A 24607-nucleotide genomic window follows, 5' to 3' on the forward strand; every position below is an offset into this window, starting at 1 on the left:
TGTTTAATTTGTAGCATTGTGCCAGACGGCGAAGGCTTGGAGCCATGATTCAGCTGTTGACGGTTGTGCATGACTAAAACAATTTGAGAACGAAGAAGTACGTCGATTTATCTAACGGAAGACATGTTCAGCAGCGTTCCGATTTCCATGTTTTTCATATCGAAATCGAAGCCCAGATCGACGGAGTGCAGTCTGGAGATGTTTTGCTCCATCGACGAGAAACACGGCATCATCGAGATCATGTTTCTCAGAGAGTTCCTGCAGGAATCGTTCTGTTAACGCGGTCGTAGTCGTTGGATACAGCCGTATATTGAGAATATTGTTCGTTTCCGGATCGATAGCAGTGTACAGCCAATACCGATGTTCGTCGATTTGAATCACTGTCTCGTCGAGCGCGACGTGATTCGACTTCTCGTCATCCGCCGGCTGTAGATTGCACTTGTGGACCCAATCGTGGACTGCCTTACGACTGCGTTCGACACCGAACTTCTCCAATTCTCGAACGGTATTCGAAAGCGAGAGGCCAGCAAGATGGAGTCGAATACCAAGCTCTATTAGCTGGCGCGGTGTCCGCTCTCGCTCCACAAAACTCAAATTGATCCAGTCGCTACACCCACTGAGGCGGCGGATTTTTGGCATGGACACCACAAAATCGTGCCGCCTCACTTTTCATGCTTAACGAAACAGCGCCGGCCATCCGTACCGAAAGCTGATTGACGTCCTCCGCGAGATGCCGAGAATGACGAAATCACTCGGATTGACGCCTGAAACGGTTCCACACTTCTCGACGGTGTGTACGCGAAAGCAGGCAATTCCGATGAAGTGGCGGCGAGCGATCCTCGATCAGTCCGTCGAACTGTATGATCTCGGTGATGTGCAGGCGATCGACGCAACCGGTGTCGATCGCGTCCAAGCCAGCCAGCACTACGCAAAACGGACGGACTACACGTTTGAGGCGGTGAAGACGACGCTGCTCATCGATTGTGAAACCAGTGCAATTCTTGATATACACTGTTCGATGAGACAACCGCACGATACACAGGTCGGCTGGCAGGTGTTAGTGCGGAATCTCGACGATTTGGCGACTGTCGCTGCCGATAAGGGCTACAATTGGGAAGAGATTCGCACCAGGTTGCGTGCAGAAAGTATCACGCCGCTGATTCCGCAGCGAGACCCTGGAATGTGGGGTGGGCGAGAAATTTGCTCATCAAGGATCGGGCGTATCACCAGCGATCAAACGCTGAATCGGTGTTTTTCGGACTCCAACGCAGATACGGCGATACGCTCTGGTCGAGAACATGGTTCGGTCAATTCCGTGAACTTGTCATGAAATCCGCCGTCCGCAACATCGAACGCGCAATAGAGGACTCACACCCGTGAAATCACGCGTTCAAACAAGGCCCCATCCTCTGAATGCCGATGAACGTCCATACATTTATATAATTGGTAAACATACCATTATATGGTATATCAAATAACAAAAGATGCGTAGAGAAAACAATGGACAGCAAGATCTTAACCAAGATAATGAAAAGCAACAGGTCAACTTCAGAGTTAATGATGCAAAGAAGATAGGATGGGAGTCGTTTGTCGAGAAAAGCGATTATGCAACCCTCTCGCACTTCCTCAGAACGGCAGCCGAAAAAGAGATAGCTCAAGCAGAAGCCAATGATGGCGAACCTCAGTCATCGTACCACCAAGACGATTCATCTGAGGAGATCCTCGAGAAGCTGAGTGGGATTACCACCAAACTCAGTTCGATGGATCGGCGGCTTTCAGCTATCGAAGCTAATCGCTATGGTGATGATGACCTTGACGAGTTGGTTACTCGCGTCTATCAGCAACTACCTACCTCGATCCACGACATCCACAAAGCAGAGGCGAAGAAGCTATAGGGGAAGCCTGGAAATACTGGTTCGGTTGAAGATCTGGCTCAACATCTGGACGCAGACGAATCGGCTGTCGAGATGGCTGTCCAACGATTGCGGAATACGACTCACTCAATCTGTCAAACAGAGAGTGAGGACGAGCTCGTTCACTACTACAAACGAGAGTAAGCACAATGATAGCTTCTGCAGACACCTTCATCGAAGAGTGCAAAGAGCGCCGATTAGCAGCGTCCACGATTGAGTCCCATACGACGGCCCTCACCCTCTATTCTCAGTGTCTCGATACCACTGAACTGGAAGCTGAAACGGTCACAGGGAATAATCTGAGAGAGTTCGTTGTGTGGCTCAAGCACAACTGGGAACAGCCCTACAACGAGATCAGGAATACCGTGTTCTGGAGTCTCACAAGATACTACGGCTATCTGGCGGAGGAAGGGAGTGTCACTACCAACCCATGCGAGAACGTCGATGTCGTAGAGTGTCTCGTTCTTGATGAGGCAACGAAATTCCTCAGGCGAGTGCGAGCAACAAAAACAAAGACGACGATTCAAACGAGAGAATATGGACTCATCCTCTTCTCAGAGTGGCTTGAACGGGATCTCCAGAGCGAATTGGTTGAGGTGGAACCGCTCGATCTCGAGGATTACGCGATCTACCTCACTGGCAAAGGCTACTCGAATGGAACGGTCATAGATAGGTACTCGACAGTCTCGACCTTGCTGACCTTTCTTCATGAAAAAGAGAAAAGCCTAGACGAAAATCCAGCAGACGATGTGAACCTGGACAAAGCAGACATCGTCGATTACAAACAACCCTCTCGGAAGAGCGAGGAGTTGAAAGAGGAGATTTTCTACATCACATCGGAGCAAAAAGACCTGCTCTTGGAAAACGTACCTAGCCCGACAATCAGAAATGAACTGATGATAGAATTGATGTGGCAGACAGGGATGCGCAGACAAGAGGTCGTGGATCTCAGGATAAGCGATTTGAATAGAGACGAGGGCTACATCGACGTAAGAGGTAAAAACGGGAAGAACCGGACTGTCTTCTATCAATCAGATCTCAGTGATCGGTTGAATATCTGGCTTGATGGCGGCCTCCGAAATAGCTCGATGTACGCCGAAGAGTCACCCTATATATTCCTGACTGAGCAAAGTGAACAACTCCACCCTCAGCAGATCAATCGTACCGTGCTCCAGGCTGCGGAAGCAGCTGGAATTCAGGAGACGATGTATATAGACGCAAATGGGAATCCTCGGCATAAGATCACTCCTCACGGCCTTCGACATGGCTTCGCTGTTCAATCACTCAAGAACGGAATGGACATTAAGAACTTAGCTGACATCATGGGTCATAATTCTCTCGACACGACGAAAGAATATCTCCGGTTCACGAAGGAAGACCTGAAACGGGCCTATCGAAAGTTCGGGCCTGGTGGCACCGCCGAGTCATAATTATGTGATCTTGCGCCGAGCACCTACACAATAGAGAACCATCTGTGTCGGCACAGTCTGGAACTCATCTCAACTACTCTTAAAAAATTTGATTGTTTTGGTGTGGTTCTGAAAGTATTGAATCGGCTATACAACGCGTAATTCAGCCGATTCTCGAGGTTACTACCTATGAAAGTCCAAAAGAATTGCTTAGCCGATAGTATAGCGACCCACACACACGCAGTATGTGGGCCAAGCCAGGAGAATTACTCGTATCGAGTCGTACAGACATGGGGGAATGAATGATGAACGACATTACTTGTGGGTTGTGTGGCGAGCCGTGGGGGTTCTACTATCTCTGTAACGAGATGTCGATGGGAAAACGCGAGAAGTTATTACATGGAAAGGGCTGTCCGATCTGTTCGTGGGGTGAGAGCGACCGAGCAACCGGCGAATATCAGGTCAAACGAGTCAGATCAATCTCGAGAAACACCGATCTTGATCCAACGAGGTACTCGCTATGAGCTGCCGCTGTCAACTCCGGTTCACTGAAGAAGAATCGGAATACGCTTCTCAGGTTTTCCGTCATTCCTATGGAAATCCTGAAAACGTCCTCTCGAATCTCGATCACCTCAAACGACTCTTGCAGGTAACAATGGCAAAGAGGACTGCAGCATATACGGCTGCTCAATTCGTCTTCGTAGACAAGCTTTGGTCGTTGGAACAGTCCTTCAGAGACAAGAGTGGGAGTTACAACGAATCGCCGAAATCGGTTGCTGAAGTCCTCAAGGTTGACTCTTGGAAGGAGTGTTCGCCAACTCCATCCTATCTTCTCGGCCACGGCGTAGAAGACCCAGCAAGCGGGATCCACGGAGATGAGGATTTCCTCTACGTGGTGGAGGTCTCAGACACGAAGTACTTAGATTGGCGAGTCAAGATAGCAGGACGCGATGATTTCCCTCGGGATTCTCGAGAGGAGACAGAACGAGCATTTGAACTCGCAGACTGGCGGTTTGAGGGCACGCTTGAAGAGGGACTTGCGAAGGTAGAGGGGAAACGATGAGAAAAGCAGAGCCACCAGATGATCTTCCTGAAGGATGGGAAGTTACCACATACAAATTCTCCGGGAACTTCAAGCTGATCGCTCGATTCGATCACGAAGAGTCGGGAGCGGAAGTGAGAGTGAATCCGTACAAGACTTACGAACAGCCGGGCTTTGCTAACGCTCACCGGGTGATTCTGATTGATCCATGTGAAGGGGTCAAAGAGATTGCTGTCGGGATGGATGTAGAGCGTGGGGAAGAAGCTGAACAAATTGCAAGAAAGGTGATGAACCAGTTCTAATAGAATAGAGGGTGGCCTAAGGTATACCTTCTGTTCCCTATCTTGCTTAGTAAGCGTCCTATAGCAACCGCGGAAGTCAGCCGAGATCAAGTTGAAGAAAAACGGACTGCCATGTCCGGTGTAGAGTACGGTGTATTCTATCCCCGGCGTTGTGATTTTGCCTCCCGAATAATTGCGCCATCTCGAAGTTTATCGGGACACTGTGGACAGACCCGTGGTTCATCAACGCCATCCGGAGTGAACACACGAGCATATTGTACAGTAACATGAGTGCCGCAATTTTGACATTCAGGCATCTCCTTTCATCTCTGGTTCGGTAGCCTTTGGGATATATTGATCATTTCTACTTTACAGCAGACCTAAGTCTTGAAGCTTTGAGGCAATATTCTGAATAACGTCTTTTGCTTCATCGATTTCCGTGCCTCCAGTGATTATGATTTTCCCGCTCCCAAAGAGGAGAGCTACCGCATCTAAATCCTCGCCACGGTAAACCAATCCAGGGAATTGCTCTGGCTCATACTCAATATGTTCTAACCCAAGCCCGATAGCAGCCCCGTTCAAGTTCAATGTACCCCCTAGATCTCCGCTAGTCACAATATTCTGAACGATGATCTCGGGATCATCTGGTATCTCGATCCCTAGCTCTTGGAGTTGTTCGAAGGTTATGGAAATAGCGGAGTTCACATCATCGACTGAGGATGCTCCGGTACAGACCAATTTTCCAGAGCGGAAAATCAGAGATGCGGCTTTTGGGTTCTGTGTTCTGTAGACTAAGCCGGGGAATTGCTCTGGATTATAGTCTACTCCGTTAAGATCGTTTGATAATGCTTCTAAGTTGAGTTCTTGGTCAATACTAGTAGAAGCAACCACATTCTCTGTAGAGAGGGTATCTATCAGATCTGTCATCGGTAGATAGACTAGAGGTTGTAGATGGGTTATAAATTCCGGAGGCGGCTACGCAACTACCGTAGAAATCGTAGAAGAGCTTGTAGGGCGTGTAGAGAGAGGCTTATAGGATGTATGTGGCGAGTTACGATTAGCTGCTTGACCGATGAGAGTATTTGAGTACCTGCCAATGCACGATTTGACGGGATTCCAGCGAGATCTGTTGTACGTGATTGCTGGCACTGACCAGCCATCTGGCCAAGATGTGAAGGATGAGGTTGAGACATACTATAGTACGGATATTAACCATGGGCGGCTGTATCCGAACTTGGATACCCTTGTCAACAAAGAACTTGTCGAGAAAGGCCAGCTGGATCGTCGGACTAACTTCTATGAGATTACTGATGATGGGGCGGAGTTGATCAGTGAGCGCCTTGAGTGGGAGGAGGAGTATCTCTAAAATATTCTACGGAGAAGTCGTCTCTGTTTTCATAGGTGCTGTTAAGCAAGTTACATAGGATACTATGTGGTATGGTTGGTTTAGAATCGGCGTCAGTCTCACCAGGTCTGAAGATCCACGGTAAGGAGTTGGTCAATGGTTAAAGCAGAGGGGTAGTGAGCTACCGAAGAGAGATTAGGTTGAGACGGGCGTGTGGTGATCCGCAGGAAACTCGAGAATGTGAAGGCCGCGTTCTTGCATAAATCTCGTAAGCCGGCTGTGGTATAAAATATTGAGTCTTGTACTAGGATCTCCCGTGAGGTGCAGTTAGTGGATCGGGAGTGAGGGTTTGATGAGGGGATTGTTTGAGATATGTTCGGAGCTTGCAGGTGTTTGTTCTAATTGGGTGATTGAGATGGATGGATTAGTTCGGAGATGTATCTGGTTGAGTTGGAGGATGAGTACCGAGCGTTAATCAGTTAAGGAGGGTGTCATAGTACAGCTCTCACACCTACTATGTAGGCACCCTGATTCGATAAGTATAGGTGAAGCACATCTTGCTCAGTATAGCCAAGCAATTCCCGGACTGCGCGTCAGTAGCGGAAGGGAACGTTGCATGCAGACAACTCGTTTATCTCGTCAACGTTATCTTGTTATACTACGAGTCTCTTTCTCGAAGTCGATTCCGATGACTCAGCCAACTGAAGGTGAGACGAGAACATTTGAGCGAACGTTTACAGTTAAAGATGTGCAGCAGTTTGCAGAACTCACTGGTGACGATCAACCCCGTCATACCGAGCCGGATGAAGACGGACAGGTGATGGTGCAGGGATTATTGACCGCGACTCTGCCGACGAAACTGGGTAGCGACAACGAAGTGTTAGCCAGTACGATGGAATTCAACTTTCATCAGCCGGTCTACACTGGCGAACCAATCACGTGTCGATCAACGTTTGACACAGTTAAGGAACGAGATGACCGTTACGAATTCACGTCAGACGTTGTTTGTGAGAACGCGGATGATGAGACTGTGTTGACCTCGGCAACTAACGGAATTATTTGGAAAGACGAGTAACTCGATTAACGGATATACGTGCGTGTAGTGAACGGATAGTTCGGTCCAAATTGAGCGAAAGGAACGCTATGCGAATTGTTCTATGCCTCCCTCTTACTGTTGAAAAACCAGCTGGCTACTCTTCGTCTGTTATTTCGATTGTCCCATCGTTGGCGACTGTAACGACTTTGTCGTCGATTGTAAATGTGACAACTAATTCTTCAGACCCGGTCTCAAGGAGCGAATCAAGCGCATCAGGATTCACATGGTCATTCAGCGTGAAGTCAACCTCGGTCGGATCTCTGCCATCTTGCTCAGCAATGGTTTCAACAATTTGGATGCTATTAGGAGTATTTGAGAAGGACTCTGCTTCGTGTTCCGTCATCTGTATAGTATTACGCTTAGGCTGGCCTAAGATAGTTGTTCCGATATATTATTTTTGACTGAAAGATATTTCTACTGGCGATAGCTGTTCGCCTGAGAGTTCGGTCAGGATCCTGTCTGGCACCTCCGAAATTGTTCCGTCTACCGAAAATTCTATAGAGTCACCATATACAGTGACATCAATATTAGATAATTCGATGGCGGCTTCGTCTTCTACATTTATTCGCACTACCATACTGTGCCATCATGTGACACAATATAAGTAAATGCCGAAAGCTGTGTCGAGTGTTTACTTGTTAAAATCGGAAGACATCTGATGAATGAACCGAAACTCTCTAAGCCGCCCAATCAGAAGGGAATGATAGCATACCTCGTGACCCCTCCTACAGAGAAAACTGCACTTGAGGAATTGCCACCCAGCGCAAAACTGGTGTATAGAGTCCTCAAATACGAAGACGAACTTACCCAAAAACAACTTGTAGAGGAGACGCTTTTAGCGGCTCGAACTGTCCGATATGCTATCGCAAGACTCGAGGAAGAGGGGGTGATAGTGGAGAGAATGAGCTTTCAAGATGCCCGTCAGAAGCTATATTCACTATCAGAGTAATCTCCCTCATCTCTTAACAGAGTACCCGCTTAGTGCGTTAGTCCAAATCGACTGTTTCGTACACCGTATCAATAATTTCTTGATAGGAGTATTCGCCTTCTGGATCAAGTGCAAAAATCACTCCAGAATTTTCTCCGGTTGTTATCGCAATGTCAGCCTTTTTCTCGAAGACTCGGATTGTTACATATAGTCTCTCGTCATGTAGATCCTCGTGCGCAGGTTGGCTGATTGTCTCGAGTAGGGCATTTTTGAGGATGGCTTCAACCTCGTCTTCTGTGTACTCGTCACGCATCTCGTCACAAAGATAGATCGGTCCATAATCGTCTGGTGTATAATACCCAAGTGCTTTCAGATCATGCCCGACAATACGATCCAAGACGTTGTGAATCTCAGTGGCAAGTTCTTTCATGGACACTCTCTCACCTCAATACATCCCTCAGTAATCGTGATTTCGTACTGATCTACAGAAAATGAGACACTGATATCGGTTTTTCCATTTCCGAATAGCTTGTCTAACGCCTCAAGATCAGCACTGTGGTTAATTGGGTCTAATGTTAGTGGATCTTTTCCAGAGCATGCTGCTAATGACCGAATGACAACCATACTTGGTCGCTCCGTTGACTCATTCCAATGACTCTGATGCACGTTTCCTTCCGTACTTTCATTATCCTTATCGTGTTCGTTGCTGTTATCTTCGGGAACCATTTCACCAGTACACCAACTCGCTCTCTTTCTAAATAGGCAGATTCCCTATTTACAGGGTATAAGTGAGGGTGCTTTCAATGAGTTGCCTCGTCCCTCGCCGAAGCCGATGTGAAACAGCGCGTGAAGTGATCCCTATCATCTCACCAAGTTCCTCTTGGGAAACCTCTCGAGGCTCCTCGTAATAGCCCTCTTCGTAGGCCATTGTCAACGTTTCTCTCTGTTTCCGTGTAAGGCTTAAATGGCGTCCTTCAGTACGTTCTTCTAAATCATAGATCCGCTGCAGCTGAACCCGTATTCCGAGTTCAGCAAACGATTGTTGAAAGTCAGTAATATCTTCCCTGTCTTCCGCACGCAGTCGAAAGAACCAGCCATCAGTCGTCCCCTTACCTTCGAGTATTACTGAATTGCATTCCTTGAGGATGTCAATAAAATCTACATCAGGATGCCAGTCCGCGCTGTATAGCGCGCCATTTTGAACTTCTTTAAGCAGGCACATATTCTGTATTTCAGGTTCTTGTTCCGCAATTTCCTGAAAGCTCTCTCCATCTCCTCCCCATACCCAGAAAAAGGGTAATGCAGATTCATTAGTTGGTACAATGCGCTCTAACTCGATCTCCACATCAGGGAGTGAGTCGAAAATTTGCTTGCCAGGTACTCCAGCAAGAGGGATTGTAAACTCAGCAGTAACACTCATAGGTTAACATTTATAGTGAAAGTCAATTTATTAGCACTGATATGCAGACCAATGGGTAACGTAGGTTCCAACAAGGTACAGTCTGCAAGATAGATACCTCCCAAATTATAGTATAAGTCCGATCCATTGAACCCACGTATATTGCTCATAATACTGTTCGTTGTTTCGATGTTATACCACCTGTTCGTTATCGAAACGCGCCCACACGCCGATGTCGGTCCACACAGGACAACGTGTGGGGTCGAGTCGAACCCCGAACGATCAATTTGGATGGTGGTTATTTTTCCATAATAAATCCGCGAACTATACATGAAAGATTATCAATCGATCTCTCGGAGATGAATTTCACCGCTACCTTTTACGGCAACCTCGTAACCATGATAGGAAAAAGTCACTCGTCCTTTCTCTGCATGAAACAATCTATCTAGCGCTTCTGGATCAACACTATTGTAGAGCGGTGGATGGATATTTGTCCGTTCTCGATCTTCAACAGCAGCTACTGCACGAATGATTGCATGACAGTACGTTTCGTCTTTTTGCTTTTCGGTTGTGTAGCTCATGGGATATGAACGAGTTATTTCCGGTTGGCATCAAGCCCTATTGATCTATCGAAGAGATATTGGAGAGATGTAACCGTCTCTATGTCGTGGGCTGATGGATCCATATGATAGTACGCAATAGCCTCAGAGCTCCTCACTCTACCTACGAGAACATGAAGAAACCTGAATGCCAGCTTGAGACCAATGGACTGTACGAGAGGGGTTAGCGAGTAAAACCATACTCTCGAGGACTCGTTATTCCAGCGTGAAAGATGATCACTTACTGCGATTCCAAGGCCGGATAAATCGTCAGACTCTACTGTTGTAATGCTTAGATCATCACTTAGCTCTACTGTGGAAGTTCGTACTGATGTAGACCGCGTTAACTCTCCGGCAGTAATGATACCCAGATTTTCCGGTAGTGTTCCCGCTTGATCTCGCCAACAATCGATAATCTGCTTTGACGATAGGTTGTAGGCCACGAACACTACAGGTTCCTCTCCCGAAAAGTTTGGATTCGTGTTCCGATCTAACTCGTCCTGTGAGTCAGACAGTGGCGAGAGTATCAACGTATTCGTTCCTGTTTCCGGCTCATCCCCATTCCCTCTCTGTAAGTCCATGATTTTCTAATTACTCGAAGCCCTGCGCTCTACGCGCTTGATCAACCACTATGACCACGTCCTGCTGCGAGCACTTTGTAAATCGACGCAAAGCTATTCAAGGTCGATTTTCGTCTCTGTAGCGAATTGTGTCTTGGCCTAATTTTAGCTTCATTTGAACGTGATATTCTAATGGCATAACGTGCATTTGAGTACTATCCTCCGCATTCACATATAGGTTCTGGATGTAGCCATGTCTGTTAGAACTAACACTGTTCGAAGTAGAATTTCCGCATAAGGCACGGCGCTACCAAAATTGGCTTAACGTAGCATGGGCGATGATAAAGACGAATATTTTGTTGAGAAGCATTCCGACGAGGAATTACTTGCTTTCATCGAGCAGGAAGAAGTCGTGACCACAAAGGAGGTCTCAGACCACTTTGACTACCACCTTCAAACAGCACGGAGACGACTGAAAATGTTAGAAGAGGAGGGGCGACTCAATATGAAAGACGTGGGAAAGCGGTTTGTGTGGTGGATTCCACGAACGGTAGAAACAAGCACGTAAGTCTAGTTAGTCCACTAAAGGAAGTCATATGGAAATTTCAGATAACCTCCTTTGCTTGTATAGTGCAAGAGTTGAACGACACCGTGATCGGTACGTTATCGAAGTTCCGAAGAATGAACTTCAGAAAGGCGATACCGACCAAGACAATGTCTATCGAGTTGCTTTGCTCTTAACAAATACCCCACAGAATCAGGATGATACAACTACCGATACGCCCCAAACTGAACAAAGTCGTTCTGGTCCACCTGTTGAGGAGGGCGATACTCGTAAAGTGGAAATTGAGGATATCGGTGACCAAGGCGATGGCATTGGGAAAATTGAGCGGGGCTACGTTGTGATTGTCCCCGAGTCTAAACGAGGCGACGAAGTGACCGTCGAAATCGAGATGGTGAAGGAGAATTTTGCTATCGGACAAATTATTCGCAGATAGATCTAAACAGCACTCATAGTTTGACGTAGTGTGATTATTCCGATTTTCACATGGGGCTACAAACCCGAATGACAGTATCCGACGATTCGTAATAGTCACCATCTATTTTCATTCCAACCGGTCTCACGCGCTGATCTCGACCGTACAACACCCGGTATGAAACCGAACTGAATGCCTCAGCCAATTTTATCAGGTTCGATCTAACGAACACTGTTTGGCAATTTGGATAGTGCTCGTGCATTATCTATTTGTAGGTGCCATGACCCATGTTGGACCATACGAATGAGCCAAGCGACTCTCATCGAACGACCTTACGTCAACTCCAATCTCTTCTCGAGTCACTATCTTGACGAACGGCTCAAGGATCGGAACGAATGGGAATGTGATGAAAAAGCAGAGCAGGCGATGACGGAGCTTCGATCCCTATATGACCTAGAAGGAGACCTCGTTGAGGGCTACAAAGAGGACGATCTGATCAACAACTGGATAGACGAAGTGCTCGACGTTCTTGGGTACGGGACTCAGGTCGAGACGACTCTCCCGGAAGGAAACGGATACGTTGACATTCTCCTCTTTGAAGACGATGTGAATCGCCGTAATGCAGCGTCTCTCTATTTGGATACCCAGAACACTACCGACCTGTTTGACAGCGGGATCGGTCTTGTCGAAGCTAAGCAATGGGATGCTGACTTCAACGTTCGATTCAGCGAACAGCGACCCTATAGAGACGCCTCCCACCAAATCAAACACTATCTCGAGAACGTTGAAAACATCGAATGGGGTATTCTTACTAATGGACGAAAGTGGAGACTCTACGGGACGAAGGACTACGAGACGAAGACCTACTACGAAGTCGATCTTCTGGAACTACTCGAACAAGGTGACGTAGAGGAATTCAAATACTTCTACACATTCTTCCGGCCAGAAGCCTTCCGAGAAACAGGCGGGTCCACATTCCTTGAAACAGTCTGGAGTGAAAGCGAGACCGCATCCCAGAAACTGGGCGAAGACCTTCAGGACAACGTTTTCACTGCTCTGAGAGTCCTCGGCCACGGTTTTATAGAGTCAAACGATCTCGACATTGACCCTGACGACACAGAAGGGCTGAAACAGTTGAAAGAGCAGTCATTGGTACTGCTGTACCGGTTGATGTTCGTATTGTACGCAGAATCTCGGAACCTCATCCATCCCGAAGATCAGGCAGCCCAAGATGAGTACGAGAAGAACTTCAGCCTCGACCAGCTCCGACTGAGCATCCACGACACGATAGGGGAAGTTGATCAGGGATTCGAGAGCGAATACAGCGAGTACTCCTTCACCATGTGGCGACAGCTGGGGGACCTCTTCGAGTTGATCGATAAGGGCGAGAAATCCCTGGGAATCCCGCCATACAACGGTGGTCTGTTTGACCGTGAGAAACACAAGTTCCTCGCTGACAACTCGGTCAGCAACCAGCACCTCGCTGAGGTAATATACCGACTATCTACCACTGAGAACGAAGAAGGACGGTACGTCTTGGCTGATTACGGCGACCTGGATACCCGCCACCTCGGGAGCGTATACGAAGGACTACTGGAGCACCAGTTCAGGATCGCGCCTGAAGACTATGCAGCTGTCGAAGAAGACGGAGGACAAGTCTGGAAACCCGCCACAGAAGTCACAGTGGCTGACGCAGTGGAAACAGTTGCTGAAGGTAACCTGTACGTCGTCAACGACGAAGGAGAACGCAAAGCGACTGGTGCGTACTACACGCCTGACTACGTAGTCACATACATCGTTGAAGAAACAGTAGATCCCTTGATTGAGGAGATCCGAGAAGATTTGGTTGATCAAGGATTCACTCCAGGCACCCAGGAGTACCTTGGTCCGTTCCTTCGGCGTGTGACCGAGCTGAAGATTTTGGATCCTGCGATGGGGAGTGGCCACTTCCTAACCCGGGCAACCGGTTATCTGACAGAGCAGGTGATGAACGAGGTACGTGAAGTCGAGACAGAGATGGGTGTGGCCTTCGACGAACAGCACATCCGGCGAGAAATCGCCAAAGAGTGTATTTACGGAGTGGATCTGAACGGGATGGCGGTCGAACTCGCTAAGCTTTCAATGTGGCTTGACACATTGGCAGCTGACCGACCGTTGGCCTTCCTCGACCACCATCTGAAATCTGGCAATTCACTAGTCGGCTCAGACGTTACACAAGTCCTCTCTAACGGCTCATCTTCCAACGGTGATGATGGACAGATCACCCTCACACAAGCATTAGCACGTGTCCGTCAAGCCACCTTGGAGCACGTCATGGAGCGGATGCAGGAACTGCTCGAGATCGACAACGAAACTCTGGAAGACGTCAAGTCGATGGAGGAAATCTACGATCAAATCCGTAAAGATCCGCTCTACCAGCGACTGTTCGAGCTTACCAACGTCCACACTGCCGAACGATTTGGATTAGATGCGCCCGAAGATGCATTTGAACAGATGGCTGCAGCGATAGAGAATGAAGGCAAGTGGAGGAAAATAGGGGAGGAGGGCTGGTTCCAAATGGCACAGCTAATGAGTTCCGAGGAGGCATTCTTCCATTGGGAGCTTGAGTACCCTGATGTTTTCTTTAACGAAAACGGAGAGAAACGAAATGATGCAGGATTTGATGCTGTGATCGGAAATCCACCTTATGTATCAAATTGGGAGCTAACCGAGTCAAATGAAAAATTGCCCGAACTACTCGAAAGTCTTTATCCAGAAGCAACTGGCGGGCATTGGGATCTCTTCATACCGTTCAGTTATAGGGCAGCAAATCTCACACGGGATTCCGGCTATCACTCTTTCATCACTCCCACCTCTTTAGCAACAGAAAAATACGGTAAGAACCTTCGAGAGATATTTATTAATGACTATAAGATTTTGAAGTTAATTTCTTTCGGAGAACACGATGTGTTTGAGGGTGTTGATCGGCAGTGCTTAATCTACATCGTTTCTCCCGAAAATACGCCGGAAAAGGACGAATGCGGAATCTATAGCTATGAATCAAATCAATTCGTGCCTCAGTATTCGATTGATTCAGAACGGTTTTTGTCATATTCGAACTCTACTTTCAGAATTGAAGTCACAAGGCAAGATATGTCGATTAAAACGAAAATCGAGTCGGAAAGTGTTCTATTGGGAAAGTTATGCTGTGTGAATCCTGGTGTAGTTGCGCACAGTGCATCTGATAGCGATTTAGACTTTAAAAAAGATGATGTGATCTCTGAAGAGGATGGTGAAAACAAACGGAAGTACGTCTCTGGCAGTGATATCTCACGTCACCATATCAGTTGGGAAGGCGAGTATATGGATTACTACACATATCAAGAGCATTTTCACCGGCCTAAATTCCCTGCTCTATTTGAGAATCCAAAAATCATGTTCTCTCGGATATCAGGATCGAATAACCAGATAAAGAGTTGCTATGACCCCAATGGGTACTACACCAACCATATCGTTATCCATGCAGTTCCGTGGGATGACGAGATCAAGGATTACCAATCTGGTGTTGACTACGAAATAAGCCCAGACTCGGAGAAATATGATCCACAGTATCTCTCTGGAGTCGTTAATTCAAAACTCATTAATTACTATTTCGACCAGTTCCTCGCTACTGGAACTCTGCAAGGGTCATACAGCGAGATGAACCCAGAGGATATTAGAAAACTCCCTATCAAAGCTGTTGAGTTCGACTGTGATTCTGAAAAACTCGAAAAAGAGTATTCATCTCTCGATATACTCGAGGATGAATCTGATGTAGATAGCGTCCTCGTCAATCAGAATTCAGACAGCGAGTATGATGTGAGTCAGTTGGGTCAAGAAGCTATCTCTGATTTAGTAGAGAAAATACAGGACCTACACGAAAAGCGAAATTCATTAAGCCTAGATATCTTGCAATATCTGGGGAATTATGAGGAATCCAGACAGCTGAACGATGTTGGTCTGTTCCAGCCTCCAAAGACCGCCTCTACTGATTCCATACTCTATTCTACCGCTAAGGACTATGAAAAGCTCCGTATTGGGGACGTTCAGATCGAACGTCCTGATGCATCTACGGTTGCTATAACTGCTACTGCTCGGTATAAACCGAAAGATGAAGACGGTTATGAGACTGATCGTTGGGGGTATACGGAAACTAAGCCTATCGAGGCATTTCGGTTGAATGATGTCAATGAATTTGAGGCAGACTTCGTTGAGCATTTCGTTCCTGTTGCTGTTGAGAAAGCAGATGGATTTGCTGACTTCAGAGAAACAGCTACCAAAACAAATTCCTTGGCAGATCGCTTGAAGGGGATCAAATTGCCAGCTGTTGACAACATCAAAGAGGACTTTGAGGCATATTTGAAGGCGGAAAAACGTGCTAAGGAACTGGAGGAGAACCTTCGGAAAACTGACAAAACTATTGATAGGATTGTTTATGAACTGTACGGGCTAACAGAGGAAGAAGTTAAAGTCGTGGAAGAATCCATCAATCAGTAACACTTTTTGTTTGAGAAGGGTGTAGTCAATGTCGTAGGATCGGGCTCTCTTGACGTCGAATTAGATCTCTCCCAACTTGCGGAAGATTTGGACTCATCAATCGCGGACTTTGACTCAAATCACTACCCTGGAATCTACCTTAGATTTGACGACGATGCTCCGCTCATTACAATCTACCGAACCGGGAAATACATCGTCACAGGAGCAGATTCGGAAGAAGAAGCACATTCGACACGAGAACGGTTTCTCAATACTCTCACTCAAATGTCTGTTATTGCAGAACCCAAGGATGAGTGGTTCGCTATACAAAATTTCGTCTGTACGGCAGACTTGGGCCAAACCTTGAACCTGAACGCACTCGCTATTGGGTTGGGTCTCGAACGGACAGAGTACGAACCAGAGCAATTCCCTGGGTTAGTGTATAGACCAGAAAATGCGGGATGTGTTCTACTCCTATTTGCTTCAGGTCGTGTTGTTATCACAGGTGCAAAAAGAAAAGACATCGCCGAAACAGCGTTTGAAGAGCTACAGAATACGATATCAGAATATTCCAATTGATGCTCAATTTCCCGGATTTAGAATTCAACCGCTTGACGTAGAGCACAACGCCCTCAGTGGTGTTTGTTGATTCATCGGTAATTCCCTCGCCCATTCGGAATCAAACACGACCACGCACCGATCTCGGACCACATAGGGACGTGTGGCAATATATCGATTCCCGGGAAACGGGCAGATGATGATTAATGCCGGGATATTTCGAGAAGCTTGGCTCCTTTCTGTTTTCGTGCCTCACTCATCGTTCTTGTACGCTTCTCTGGGACACTGTCTTGAATTTGTTCACGCAGGATTTCAGGATCATCCAAAACCTGATGGAGCTCTATTTCCAAACCTTCGAATACAGCAACCAACTCGCCCATCTTCACAGCGACATCGTGTTTATCTGCATTTTCGTCATAGAATCGAGAAGCGAGACTGATTACTTTAGCAGCATCCTGAACTGAAAGGTGGGGTGCTAGTCCTTCCTGCTCCATTACCGAGACCACAGCTTCAAGCGTGTCCTCAACTTCAGAGAATTCCACTCCTGCCTTATCCAATTTTTTGTTTCTCTTCCGAACCTCAAAATATTTGACTCCTTCGCTTTCTTCTAACTCTTGGTGGTAATTCGATACAGTGCCTGTACTCACACCAATCTCTTCGGCGATGTCAGCTTGCTTTCGACCTAACCAGAGCAACTTTGTTATGCGATCATACTGGTCTTCTTTTGTTTGATGCATTGCGTCCGAAGCAACGCACCTACCAGAGATAAATGTATAGCAGTTAAATCTTAGTTTTACGAAAAAGCATGCCTAGTAACTGCTTCGGCACCGTAGACAGCACGCCTAGACGATCCAAAGACAGTACTGCTGTCCCATCTAGGCTATTGCGTCTAGCTAAAACCGATTGCTTAGAATCTAGCGTGCTAAAATATGCATGCACCGGGGTGGTAGCTCCATCTCATATAAGTAATTCTACAATTTTGGTCATGTCTTCGACTGGTTCATGCTCACAAACTCTTGAAATCCGCTCTGAAACTTCTGTTGAAATCACGTCTGAGAAACTTGCTGAACTTAGCTCTGAATTGTTATTTGAGTATTGCCAGCTTCTAATACGTGCTTCGTCCAAGTCTCGGCTGGTCAACAATGACCTCAAAAGAGACTGAAACATCGAGCATCGAGGAACTAAGCGGTATAGAACTTTGCTGGAGACCAGCAGAGGAGCTAAGCAAAAGTTGGGTTCACGCAAATGATCCAGATCGAGCTGGCATGAGCAAAGGCGGTGTTCTCCGACAAGCTTTGAAAGTAGATCGAGAAACTGGTGGATTGCTTGACTCAGTTAGAAGACAAATGGCTGGCCACACATACGCCTGCGGAGGTCAGAGTGAAGAAGACTCAACCAATACACAGGAGTCTCCAAACGGCTCTAGCAAGCCTCAGAGGAAGTCCTGATGATCGATACGGTATCGAGGACAAGTTGTGGACTTGCCTCTCGAGAGCAGTGGAATTCTATGCGCTTTGATCAGACAACCCAATCAACATGGGCAATCTCATCATGAACGAATACGGTTCAGACAACAATAAAGACTCCGACGAAAAGGCAAGAAGACAGCCTCGCGAAGCTCTTAAGACCGATGGTGGGTCCATCCTCGAAAATCCCTCTGCATCAATTACAGAGAAACAGTATGGTGCTGTGGATATCGACTCCCAGAAACTCAACAATGGACAGACAACGCAAGACGGAGAATACCGCTATTATATTGAAGAAGCTGACATTGAATGGGATCTTGACGGCCTCTTACAGTACCGTGCAGTGTTTGTACCAATGAATTCTCGAGGCCCATTCATCCACTATGAATATTTCGACTGGCAACAGCTCCAACGATCACTCCCGGCCAGGCCATCTCGGGTTTGGAGGAAGGACGACGGGAGCCATATCTGGATCGTTTGCGAAGATGCGCTGGACTGCCTTTTGAAGGAGATCTATGGACGCGAATAGCTTTCCCACTGGGGAGATCCTAAGAGTAAACGAGGTTCCTTGATGGTGGAGAATACGAGAGATACGTCGGATCTCAATGAGAATGGGCAAAAGCTAGTAGAGGAGTACAACAAGAAGTTCAACGAACCACTCCCGTGGGGAGCTGAATTCCCTCAAGAATACAGATCCGTCGGCAATACTGTATCAGTCAACAATGACATGCTTCACTCGGCAAGCCTGTTGACGTTACTGTCAAGAACCGTTCACCACACAAGGTTCACTAATATCGAGAATAACACAGAGATTCCGACAATTCATACGTTATCTATTCAGCAGTCAGGGTCTGGCAAGTCCCCTGCACTCAAGTACGCGGGTCATGTTGCGAGAGCTGCAGGTCTGAGTTATGAAGCAGTCACCGGAATGTCCGAAGAGGGATTCATCGGTGGTGTTCGTGACGGTGATGTCATTAATGGCCTCGCTGCGAAGAGACAAATCGTTGCGTTCGACGAGTCCAATACGCTATTTAAGCTAGCTCAAGCAGGCGAGGACAACACCTTCACTGAATCGCTTAATCAAGCAATGGACTTCAATCATATCCACAAAGAGTTAGCGACAGGTGTGATAGACTACGATGCTCAAGCCGCATTCATGGGTATCACCTACCCCCCGCAAAATATGAATCTTGAACTCTTTATGGAGTCTGGATTGCTTTCACGGTTTCTTGTTTTCTATCGTGATTTCACGTTTGAGGACACAAAGAAAGTCACAAGTGAGCTGTTAGATGGGTTCATGGGGACCGAGCATAAGAATGGCACAGTCAAGAACCCGAATAGCGAGATCGTAGATTTTGCAACTCAAACGCTCGATCTCAATCTCAAGACGGTAGCTGAAGAGAACGAAGAGTACCTGAAAGATGTTGGACGGCTAGGAATCGTACTCAGAATAATCCACGAACAGTATCCGGAGTATTTCAAGTTCAATGTTGAACACGTCCCTCAGCAAAAAGATGCCGTCGAGGAAGTAGTCTATGGGGAAATCGAGACTGCACCATCACACATCCAAGATGTTCTACAACCAGATCTAACACGGATGCACATCCAGTGGATGAGGCTGTGTACTCTTTTCGCTGCCCTAGATTATGCTTCTCCCGTCATCCGGCAGGTCCACATGGAAAATGCGACGAAATTACTTCAGCGAGTTTGGGAGGTTACTATCGAATTCTTTGTGAGTGAGTATGAACATCCCGAAGAAGAGAATGGCAACAGTGGGGTACTCAAGGAAACAGAGAAGAAGATACTGAGGGCGTTATTCAATAAGAGTCCACTCAATCAGTCAGAGTTAGCAGATGCCGCTGGTGTTTCAAGACCAACGATTGTTAACAACGCGCCGAAGCTCGAAGCAATCGGTCTAATTACAGAAGACACTACTGGTCGGAGTAATACCTATCAACTCTGTACGGACATCTAGTAGCCTTATGTAAAATGTAAATATGTAACCCCCGCCCATTTTGACTATATAAATGGTCTATATAAACTCCCGATCCCGTCAATCAAAGTATTTGGAAGGGACTGTCACGAAGATCAAAGAACTCTCGAGTTTATATACACCTATTATATAGCCTCAGACACATAGATTTGCATGAGCCACACGCATATTGGGTTTATATACCTCCTTTATATGTAGAAATGGCCGTGGGGTTGCACGTTTTCATTTTACACAAGATAATAGAGTAGACAGACTACTAATTTACGTTGTGTGGTGGAACAATCTCTGTCAAAGTTGTACGCGAACTATCGTTTGATATCACACGAAGCTCCTTCTGTAAGACCTTTCTCGTCGATATATACGGCTAAACAAGCGTAATTGCAGAACTGCTTATCTTGAATCCTCGCCCCGCTCTCGAACTCCGCGATGAACACTGGATCGTGCTCGTAGATATCGCTCCCACAGTACGTGCAGTCAGTTACCATGTCAGTTAATGAGGGCTGGGCCAACAAAGCAGTACGGATGGGACAAACACCAGAAGCATCTTCGCTTGAATATCATCCTACAATCGCTTAAACTCGTTCACCCACACTGAAGTTTGTCTCAATACAGGGAACTTGTGTTTTCGCCTGGAATTGGAACGTGACTGTTGTCCCGGTATCTTCCTCGAATGTTACGGTTCCTTCATGCAATCGCGTGAGCCACGTGACGAGCCATAGACCAACGCTGCTGGCGTGAACGAGCGGCGTTTCCTTTTCCATCTGAAGTGCCTGTAGCTCTTCTTGAGAGATTCCCGGTCCGTTATCAGCGATCTCGAGCTGATACTCTCCGTTGGCTTGCTTGACCCCTACCAAGAGTTCACAGTCGGACTCTGGGTTATCATTATGCTCTATGGCGTTATCGAGCACTTCTCGGATAGCATACTGAACGGATTCATCACCTTCAATCCAAGCTGTATCCGGCATCTCCGTCTCAATTGTAACCCTAGGATATGTGTCTCGAAGCCTCTTGAGTTCGGTATCGAGGAGGGAGACGAGATCCACAGCCTTTTCATTTGAAAGCGTGGGATCGACGTTTTCAACGACTTTGAGCTTCTCGCTAATCCTGACAACTTTCTCGGTGGTTCGATGGATCGTCTCTACATACGTTTGATCTGGCTTTTCGGAGATTCGATTCGAGAGCATTTCAGCATACCCGAGCACAACGTTCAGATCATTACGGATGTTGTGCCGAAAGACTCGGTGAAGAACCTGTAGTTGCTGATTTGCCGTTTTCAACTTTGTCTGTGTCGAAGCCATCTGCTGTTGGTGGAGGTAAGAAAGGGCGAAAATGAGTAGTGTGGACAGTCCAATAAACGTCCATCCTTTGGTCAATCCCAGGAGTGTTGGCATCTGCTGCGATCCAAAACTGACAGCTAACAGGATGTCTGTGGTAGGTATCCAAACCACTCCGAAAATGAGATACCCGGCTGAAATCTTTAGTGGTGATAGGTTGAGTACTGAACGAAGTGTGGTCATTTCCTGGGTATCATTAGTCTATTTGTATAATGATAGTGGCTTTGAACCATCATGAAAAACGCTTTTCAGCAGTAATAGGCTGATTAGTCGTTTGCTGGTTGCTCGATTATTCGTGCAAGAGTAACAAGCGCACCGACTTCTGGAGGGATACCTTTGGTTTGGATAATGCCCTCCTCAGGACGGTACTCTATGAAGTCTACCTCCGCCGATTTCGGGAGGTGCTGGTGCTCGAGTGTGATCTCTAGTCGCTCAAGGCCGTCCTCAGCAAAATCTCTCGGTGGATTGTCTTCCCACTCAGCAATCGTTGCTACGAGTTCATCAACGGACACTGGGCCGTCTTGTTCTTTGAGATAATACAACGTAAAACGTCGGCGTTCATTGCTAAGGAGGTCGAATACTGTATCTAGTAAAACCATTGATATGAAAAGGCGAACCGCCGATTTAGCATCATCGGTGGGCCAACAGATGGAGCTAACGCACGCCCAATTCAACCGTAGGGAGGGGGAGGGGTTGGTCCGTCATTCGTTGTTTCACTCGCTAATTGATGCCATGTGTGGGGTATCGTATTCTATGGGGCTTGAGCCCGGCATGATCCTAATCGAATCTTCCATTTGATTCCCAGCCGTCACCGTATCTCTATCCCATAGAGGACCATTCAGTTATCCCTTAATATCGACCCGTCTGAAATATTAGAAGGACTATACATCCCCGCGTGACTCGCTTGTGAGCGTGGTAATTGTACATGCCAACGATGGAAAACGATAGTAAATTCTGGCGGCTAGTTGCAAAGTATCGTCGGAGCAAGCGTGGTGAGATGCTGCTCTCACTCAACGAGACTGCAAGAAATTCATCGGATATAGCTGATCGAATTGATGTCTCAACAAATACCTCTGGCAACTACCTCAGAGAGGCTAAACAAGATGGGATCGTCGAGTGTGTCACGCCAGAGAGTGATCGCTACCGGATGTACAGTCTCACCGACCTTGGTCAGGACATTGCGAGAGAACTCTAATAATCATGACTCGGAAAAACCGCACACAAAAGCACTCGAAACATCAGGATACCCCTGCGGTGCTATTGAAACAGACATTCGGATCAAGAGTTGAGACATTCCAAGAGATGATGATGGGAGAGCTAGCTCCGTTTCAACGGCGTGCTGAGCTGATAAGACGTCGGCGCAAAGTACTCACGAATAGCCCGTCTAAATCTCAAAAAAGTGATCAAAGGATAACTAAACGAAAGAATGAGACCGAAAGCGGTGTGGTCATGAAGACAACTGAGCCAGTAGAGAATCAACTAATCGAAGAGGCCCAAAACCTCAGAGATGAGGAGGGATTCGAGAGAGTAGAAATAAGAGATGGGGGCAAGGTAATCGCATACTCTTCCTCTGGTGAACGGACCTGGTTTGATGAGACTGAGCTAGTCACAGCAAAACGAGAAAAGACAGTTAGTAGGTCGAAACCAGCTAGCACTCCAACGATGTCTGAGGCAAGTGGTTACTAGTATGATTTGCAATATCATATCCAGGGATGAATTTGAGGAATATATTGAGAAGCAGAAGGCACTGAACCAGTGTGTTCAGCGATTACGCCAACGGGTAGAAGAGCGCCACAAGGATCAGTATCCGATATATCCATAACGTTCGATTGATCTATTACCTTTCAAGACTAGTTACCTATAGCGAATGACTAACTCTGAGGAGACCATATCTGAGGAGATACAATTAGATCCAGCTACTGAGGGCTTTTTCCGTACACTGGTAGCAAACACATCCGAAGGATTGCTTACAATCGACAAGAACAGTACGATCATATTTGCGAATTCTGCCATTGAGGACATTTTAGGCTATAGTCAAGCCGAACTCGTAGACAGCTCAAAAATGAAACTTATTCCAGAGCGGCTTCGGTCGGCACACATGCGTGGTCTCCAACAGTATCTCGAAACGGGAGAGAAACACATTGACTGGGATCGTGTTACTCTCCCTGCACTCCACAGAGATGGTTACGAACTCCCAGTCTCCATTAGTCTTCGTGAACACGAATATAATGGTGAGCGCCTCTTCACCGGTATTTTCCGAGATATCTCCGACCAGCAGGAGCGTGAGCAGAAACTCCGTGAACAAAACAAACAACTCGAGGAGTTTGGGAACGTGCTTTCTCATGATCTCAGAAACCCATTAAATGTTGCTCAGGCGCATACTGGGGAACTTAAGGAGAAATATGAAGATGAGTCTCTTAAAGAAGTGGTGCAATCACTTAATCGGATGGAACATCTCATCGAAGATATGCTAACTCTTTCTCAACAAGGGCAAAGCGTCGGTGAGACGGAAGTCGTTGCACTTGGTGGCTGTGTAACTAAAGCGTGGAGATCGGTTGATACTGAGAACGCCACGATTCAGCTTACGAGCGAGTCGATGCAACTCCACGCAGATCGAAGTCGGCTTCGACAACTATTGGAAAACCTCTTTCGGAATGCAATTGAACATGGTGGAGCGGAGGTCTCTGTTTGGGTTGGGCCATTAGAAGAGAGGGCCGGGTTCTACGTCGAAGATGATGGTCCAGGCATTCCAAAAGAAGCACGTGAGACTGTGTTTGACCGGGGTTACACTACGAGAACAGAAGGAACTGGCTTCGGGCTTGCTATTGTTCAAAGTATTGTCGAAGCACATGACTGGCAGATCAGGATAGCAAGCAGTCACGAGGATGGCGCTCGATTTGAGTTTACTGGAGTTAAAATTCATTAATATTTATCCCCCCGTATATCCCTTGATAGATTAAATATATTTTATTTACATGTATTATTTTAATTAAATGGTCCCGACAATAATAGCCGATGCTATTACAGATGTCGTTCATAGAGAGTGATTATAGAACAGACGATTCAGCAAGTGGAAAACCGAAAATCGGACTCTGGTTGTGGATTATAATGGGACAGACCACTCATGTTCACAGTTACTACACTGGAAGTCTGCTTTCGCTACTCCCTCTACAGCATATTTCTTGACCAACTCTCCAAGTCCGTCGTCACATT

General features: G+C 46.8%; 27 protein-coding genes and 2 pseudogenes. 17 read left to right on the forward strand and 12 right to left on the reverse strand.

Going from position 1 to position 24607, the window contains the following annotated elements:
* Window positions 1-3 precede the first annotated feature (3 nt).
* Window positions 4-639, reverse strand: a pseudogene (locus AC0QDI_RS22120) (IS6 family transposase).
* Window positions 640-679: 40 nt separating this feature from the next.
* On the opposite strand from AC0QDI_RS22120, the pseudogene AC0QDI_RS22125 reads away from it, so the two are divergent.
* From AC0QDI_RS22125 to AC0QDI_RS22145, 5 genes and pseudogenes are all read left to right on the forward strand, one after another.
* Window positions 680-1380, forward strand: a pseudogene (locus tag AC0QDI_RS22125) (IS5 family transposase); the annotation flags it as partial.
* 104 nt (window positions 1381-1484) lie between these two features.
* Window positions 1485-1895, forward strand: coding sequence for a hypothetical protein (locus tag AC0QDI_RS22130; protein WP_474671899.1), 411 nt, complete (start codon window positions 1485-1487; stop codon window positions 1893-1895).
* 167 nt (window positions 1896-2062) lie between these two features.
* Window positions 2063-3343 carry a tyrosine-type recombinase/integrase gene (locus AC0QDI_RS22135; protein ID WP_474671901.1) on the forward strand — a complete coding sequence of 427 codons (1281 nt, stop codon included), beginning with the start codon at window positions 2063-2065 and terminating at the stop codon, window positions 3341-3343.
* A gap of 499 nt (window positions 3344-3842) precedes the next feature.
* Window positions 3843-4385: a hypothetical protein gene (locus tag AC0QDI_RS22140; protein ID WP_226777677.1), complete on the forward strand. Its 543-nt coding sequence runs from the start codon at window positions 3843-3845 to the stop codon at window positions 4383-4385.
* Complete coding sequence (locus AC0QDI_RS22145; RefSeq protein ID WP_226777678.1) at window positions 4382-4666, forward strand: hypothetical protein; 285 nt, start codon at window positions 4382-4384, stop codon at window positions 4664-4666. The genes AC0QDI_RS22140 and AC0QDI_RS22145 overlap by 4 nt, the downstream gene beginning before the upstream one ends.
* Window positions 4667-4803: 137 nt before the next feature.
* On the opposite strand, the gene AC0QDI_RS22150 is transcribed toward AC0QDI_RS22145, so the two are convergent.
* Both AC0QDI_RS22150 and AC0QDI_RS22155 read right to left on the reverse strand, forming a co-directional pair.
* Window positions 4804-4962, reverse strand: a complete 159-nt coding sequence (locus AC0QDI_RS22150; protein ID WP_425607556.1) for a DUF7563 family protein — start codon at window positions 4960-4962, stop codon at window positions 4804-4806.
* Window positions 4963-5014: 52 nt separating this feature from the next.
* The gene (locus tag AC0QDI_RS22155) at window positions 5015-5572 is read right to left on the reverse strand and encodes a TATA-box-binding protein (RefSeq protein WP_474671904.1); all 558 of its coding nucleotides are present in this window, start codon (window positions 5570-5572) and stop codon (window positions 5015-5017) included.
* Window positions 5573-5741: 169 nt separating this feature from the next.
* Between AC0QDI_RS22155 and AC0QDI_RS22160 the strand changes: the two genes are divergently transcribed.
* Both AC0QDI_RS22160 and AC0QDI_RS22165 read left to right on the forward strand, forming a co-directional pair.
* Complete coding sequence (locus tag AC0QDI_RS22160; RefSeq protein WP_474671991.1) at window positions 5742-6011, forward strand: PadR family transcriptional regulator; 270 nt, start codon at window positions 5742-5744, stop codon at window positions 6009-6011.
* A 667-nt stretch (window positions 6012-6678) separates the two neighbouring features.
* The gene (locus AC0QDI_RS22165; RefSeq protein WP_226777680.1) at window positions 6679-7065 is read left to right on the forward strand and encodes a MaoC family dehydratase; all 387 of its coding nucleotides are present in this window, start codon (window positions 6679-6681) and stop codon (window positions 7063-7065) included.
* Window positions 7066-7180: 115 nt separating this feature from the next.
* Here the strand turns inward: AC0QDI_RS22165 and AC0QDI_RS22170 are convergent, their stop codons facing one another.
* A complete protein-coding gene (locus AC0QDI_RS22170; RefSeq protein ID WP_474671906.1) occupies window positions 7181-7429 on the reverse strand; it encodes a HalOD1 output domain-containing protein in 249 nt (82 codons plus the stop codon).
* Window positions 7430-7786: 357 nt separating this feature from the next.
* Here AC0QDI_RS22170 and AC0QDI_RS22175 point away from each other — a divergent pair, with 357 nt between their 5' ends.
* Entirely contained in the window at window positions 7787-8035 is a 249-nt protein-coding gene (locus AC0QDI_RS22175) for a MarR family transcriptional regulator (RefSeq protein WP_474671993.1), read from the forward strand.
* Between the two features lie 37 nt (window positions 8036-8072).
* Here AC0QDI_RS22175 and AC0QDI_RS22180 read toward each other — a convergent pair whose 3' ends face one another.
* From AC0QDI_RS22180 to AC0QDI_RS22200, 5 genes are all read right to left on the reverse strand, one after another.
* Window positions 8073-8444 (reverse strand): DUF7522 family protein, encoded by a 372-nt coding sequence (locus AC0QDI_RS22180; protein WP_474671908.1) that lies wholly within the window; start codon window positions 8442-8444, stop codon window positions 8073-8075.
* Complete coding sequence (locus AC0QDI_RS22185; RefSeq protein WP_474671910.1) at window positions 8441-8740, reverse strand: HalOD1 output domain-containing protein; 300 nt, start codon at window positions 8738-8740, stop codon at window positions 8441-8443. Before AC0QDI_RS22185 ends, AC0QDI_RS22180 begins: the two co-directional genes overlap by 4 nt.
* A 49-nt stretch (window positions 8741-8789) precedes the next feature.
* Window positions 8790-9434, reverse strand: a complete 645-nt coding sequence (locus tag AC0QDI_RS22190) for a helix-turn-helix domain-containing protein (protein WP_474671912.1) — start codon at window positions 9432-9434, stop codon at window positions 8790-8792.
* 320 nt (window positions 9435-9754) lie between these two features.
* Entirely contained in the window at window positions 9755-9994 is a 240-nt protein-coding gene (locus AC0QDI_RS22195; protein WP_474671914.1) for a HalOD1 output domain-containing protein, read from the reverse strand.
* Between the two features lie 14 nt (window positions 9995-10008).
* On the reverse strand, window positions 10009-10593 hold the full coding sequence (locus tag AC0QDI_RS22200) for a DUF7504 family protein (RefSeq protein WP_474671916.1): 585 nt from the start codon (window positions 10591-10593) through the stop codon (window positions 10009-10011).
* A gap of 310 nt (window positions 10594-10903) precedes the next feature.
* Between AC0QDI_RS22200 and AC0QDI_RS22205 the strand changes: the two genes are divergently transcribed.
* The 4 genes from AC0QDI_RS22205 to AC0QDI_RS22220 all read left to right on the forward strand — a co-directional run bounded on the left by AC0QDI_RS22205 (window position 10904) and on the right by AC0QDI_RS22220 (window position 16622).
* Window positions 10904-11140 carry a DeoR family transcriptional regulator gene (locus AC0QDI_RS22205; protein ID WP_474671918.1) on the forward strand — a complete coding sequence of 79 codons (237 nt, stop codon included), beginning with the start codon at window positions 10904-10906 and terminating at the stop codon, window positions 11138-11140.
* 28 nt (window positions 11141-11168) lie between these two features.
* Window positions 11169-11570: a TRAM domain-containing protein gene (locus AC0QDI_RS22210; protein WP_474671920.1), complete on the forward strand. Its 402-nt coding sequence runs from the start codon at window positions 11169-11171 to the stop codon at window positions 11568-11570.
* A gap of 282 nt (window positions 11571-11852) precedes the next feature.
* A complete protein-coding gene (locus AC0QDI_RS22215) occupies window positions 11853-16064 on the forward strand; it encodes an Eco57I restriction-modification methylase domain-containing protein (RefSeq protein WP_474671922.1) in 4212 nt (1403 codons plus the stop codon).
* 6 nt (window positions 16065-16070) lie between these two features.
* Entirely contained in the window at window positions 16071-16622 is a 552-nt protein-coding gene (locus AC0QDI_RS22220) for a TATA-box-binding protein (protein ID WP_474671924.1), read from the forward strand.
* A 182-nt stretch (window positions 16623-16804) separates the two neighbouring features.
* On the opposite strand, the gene AC0QDI_RS22225 is transcribed toward AC0QDI_RS22220, so the two are convergent.
* Window positions 16805-17338 carry a hypothetical protein gene (locus AC0QDI_RS22225; RefSeq protein WP_474671926.1) on the reverse strand — a complete coding sequence of 178 codons (534 nt, stop codon included), beginning with the start codon at window positions 17336-17338 and terminating at the stop codon, window positions 16805-16807.
* Between the two features lie 799 nt (window positions 17339-18137).
* On the opposite strand from AC0QDI_RS22225, the gene AC0QDI_RS22230 reads away from it, so the two are divergent.
* Together AC0QDI_RS22230 and AC0QDI_RS22235 are read left to right on the forward strand one after the other, a co-directional pair.
* Window positions 18138-18596: a hypothetical protein gene (locus tag AC0QDI_RS22230; RefSeq protein WP_474671928.1), complete on the forward strand. Its 459-nt coding sequence runs from the start codon at window positions 18138-18140 to the stop codon at window positions 18594-18596.
* Between the two features lie 42 nt (window positions 18597-18638).
* Window positions 18639-20042: a winged helix-turn-helix transcriptional regulator gene (locus tag AC0QDI_RS22235; RefSeq protein ID WP_474671930.1), complete on the forward strand. Its 1404-nt coding sequence runs from the start codon at window positions 18639-18641 to the stop codon at window positions 20040-20042.
* 590 nt (window positions 20043-20632) lie between these two features.
* Here the strand turns inward: AC0QDI_RS22235 and AC0QDI_RS22240 are convergent.
* Together AC0QDI_RS22240 and AC0QDI_RS22245 are read right to left on the reverse strand one after the other, a co-directional pair.
* The gene (locus tag AC0QDI_RS22240; protein ID WP_474671932.1) at window positions 20633-21451 is read right to left on the reverse strand and encodes a sensor histidine kinase; all 819 of its coding nucleotides are present in this window, start codon (window positions 21449-21451) and stop codon (window positions 20633-20635) included.
* Between the two features lie 209 nt (window positions 21452-21660).
* Window positions 21661-21993: a DUF7344 domain-containing protein gene (locus AC0QDI_RS22245; protein WP_226777697.1), complete on the reverse strand. Its 333-nt coding sequence runs from the start codon at window positions 21991-21993 to the stop codon at window positions 21661-21663.
* A gap of 326 nt (window positions 21994-22319) precedes the next feature.
* Here AC0QDI_RS22245 and AC0QDI_RS22250 point away from each other — a divergent pair, with 326 nt between their 5' ends.
* The 3 genes from AC0QDI_RS22250 to AC0QDI_RS22260 all read left to right on the forward strand — a co-directional run bounded on the left by AC0QDI_RS22250 (window position 22320) and on the right by AC0QDI_RS22260 (window position 24320).
* Window positions 22320-22589: a helix-turn-helix domain-containing protein gene (locus tag AC0QDI_RS22250; RefSeq protein WP_226777698.1), complete on the forward strand. Its 270-nt coding sequence runs from the start codon at window positions 22320-22322 to the stop codon at window positions 22587-22589.
* Between the two features lie 248 nt (window positions 22590-22837).
* On the forward strand, window positions 22838-23080 hold the full coding sequence (locus AC0QDI_RS22255; RefSeq protein ID WP_474671934.1) for a hypothetical protein: 243 nt from the start codon (window positions 22838-22840) through the stop codon (window positions 23078-23080).
* A 181-nt stretch (window positions 23081-23261) separates the two neighbouring features.
* Entirely contained in the window at window positions 23262-24320 is a 1059-nt protein-coding gene (locus tag AC0QDI_RS22260) for a two-component system sensor histidine kinase NtrB (RefSeq protein ID WP_474671936.1), read from the forward strand.
* Window positions 24321-24607: the final 287 nt, after the last annotated feature.

This window comes from Natrinema sp. LJW11, assembly GCF_056135975.1.

Bases quoted from the DNA above. Each gene is read 5' to 3' on its own strand.
- AC0QDI_RS22180 (WP_474671908.1), bottom strand. From the start codon at position 8,444: ATGAAAGAACTTGCCACTGAGATTCACAACGTCTTGGATCGTATTGTC.
- AC0QDI_RS22135 (WP_474671901.1), top strand. From the start codon at position 2,063: ATGATAGCTTCTGCAGACACCTTCATCGAAGAGTGCAAAGAGCGCCGA.
- AC0QDI_RS22210 (WP_474671920.1), top strand. From the start codon at position 11,169: ATGGAAATTTCAGATAACCTCCTTTGCTTGTATAGTGCAAGAGTTGAA.
- AC0QDI_RS22165 (WP_226777680.1), top strand. From the start codon at position 6,679: ATGACTCAGCCAACTGAAGGTGAGACGAGAACATTTGAGCGAACGTTT.
- AC0QDI_RS22175 (WP_474671993.1), top strand. From the start codon at position 7,787: ATGATAGCATACCTCGTGACCCCTCCTACAGAGAAAACTGCACTTGAG.
- AC0QDI_RS22235 (WP_474671930.1), top strand. From the start codon at position 18,639: ATGGTGGAGAATACGAGAGATACGTCGGATCTCAATGAGAATGGGCAA.
- AC0QDI_RS22190 (WP_474671912.1), bottom strand. From the start codon at position 9,434: ATGAGTGTTACTGCTGAGTTTACAATCCCTCTTGCTGGAGTACCTGGC.
- AC0QDI_RS22160 (WP_474671991.1), top strand. From the start codon at position 5,742: ATGCACGATTTGACGGGATTCCAGCGAGATCTGTTGTACGTGATTGCT.
- AC0QDI_RS22145 (WP_226777678.1), top strand. From the start codon at position 4,382: ATGAGAAAAGCAGAGCCACCAGATGATCTTCCTGAAGGATGGGAAGTT.
- AC0QDI_RS22155 (WP_474671904.1), bottom strand. From the start codon at position 5,572: ATGACAGATCTGATAGATACCCTCTCTACAGAGAATGTGGTTGCTTCT.
- AC0QDI_RS22130 (WP_474671899.1), top strand. From the start codon at position 1,485: ATGCGTAGAGAAAACAATGGACAGCAAGATCTTAACCAAGATAATGAA.
- AC0QDI_RS22205 (WP_474671918.1), top strand. From the start codon at position 10,904: ATGGGCGATGATAAAGACGAATATTTTGTTGAGAAGCATTCCGACGAG.
- AC0QDI_RS22250 (WP_226777698.1), top strand. From the start codon at position 22,320: ATGCCAACGATGGAAAACGATAGTAAATTCTGGCGGCTAGTTGCAAAG.
- AC0QDI_RS22215 (WP_474671922.1), top strand. From the start codon at position 11,853: ATGAGCCAAGCGACTCTCATCGAACGACCTTACGTCAACTCCAATCTC.
- AC0QDI_RS22200 (WP_474671916.1), bottom strand. From the start codon at position 10,593: ATGGACTTACAGAGAGGGAATGGGGATGAGCCGGAAACAGGAACGAAT.
- AC0QDI_RS22185 (WP_474671910.1), bottom strand. From the start codon at position 8,740: ATGGTTCCCGAAGATAACAGCAACGAACACGATAAGGATAATGAAAGT.
- AC0QDI_RS22170 (WP_474671906.1), bottom strand. From the start codon at position 7,429: ATGACGGAACACGAAGCAGAGTCCTTCTCAAATACTCCTAATAGCATC.
- AC0QDI_RS22240 (WP_474671932.1), bottom strand. From the start codon at position 21,451: ATGCCAACACTCCTGGGATTGACCAAAGGATGGACGTTTATTGGACTG.
- AC0QDI_RS22260 (WP_474671936.1), top strand. From the start codon at position 23,262: ATGACTAACTCTGAGGAGACCATATCTGAGGAGATACAATTAGATCCA.
- AC0QDI_RS22150 (WP_425607556.1), bottom strand. From the start codon at position 4,962: ATGCCTGAATGTCAAAATTGCGGCACTCATGTTACTGTACAATATGCT.
- AC0QDI_RS22195 (WP_474671914.1), bottom strand. From the start codon at position 9,994: ATGAGCTACACAACCGAAAAGCAAAAAGACGAAACGTACTGTCATGCA.
- AC0QDI_RS22140 (WP_226777677.1), top strand. From the start codon at position 3,843: ATGAGCTGCCGCTGTCAACTCCGGTTCACTGAAGAAGAATCGGAATAC.
- AC0QDI_RS22230 (WP_474671928.1), top strand. From the start codon at position 18,138: ATGGGCAATCTCATCATGAACGAATACGGTTCAGACAACAATAAAGAC.
- AC0QDI_RS22245 (WP_226777697.1), bottom strand. From the start codon at position 21,993: ATGGTTTTACTAGATACAGTATTCGACCTCCTTAGCAATGAACGCCGA.
- AC0QDI_RS22225 (WP_474671926.1), bottom strand. From the start codon at position 17,338: ATGCATCAAACAAAAGAAGACCAGTATGATCGCATAACAAAGTTGCTC.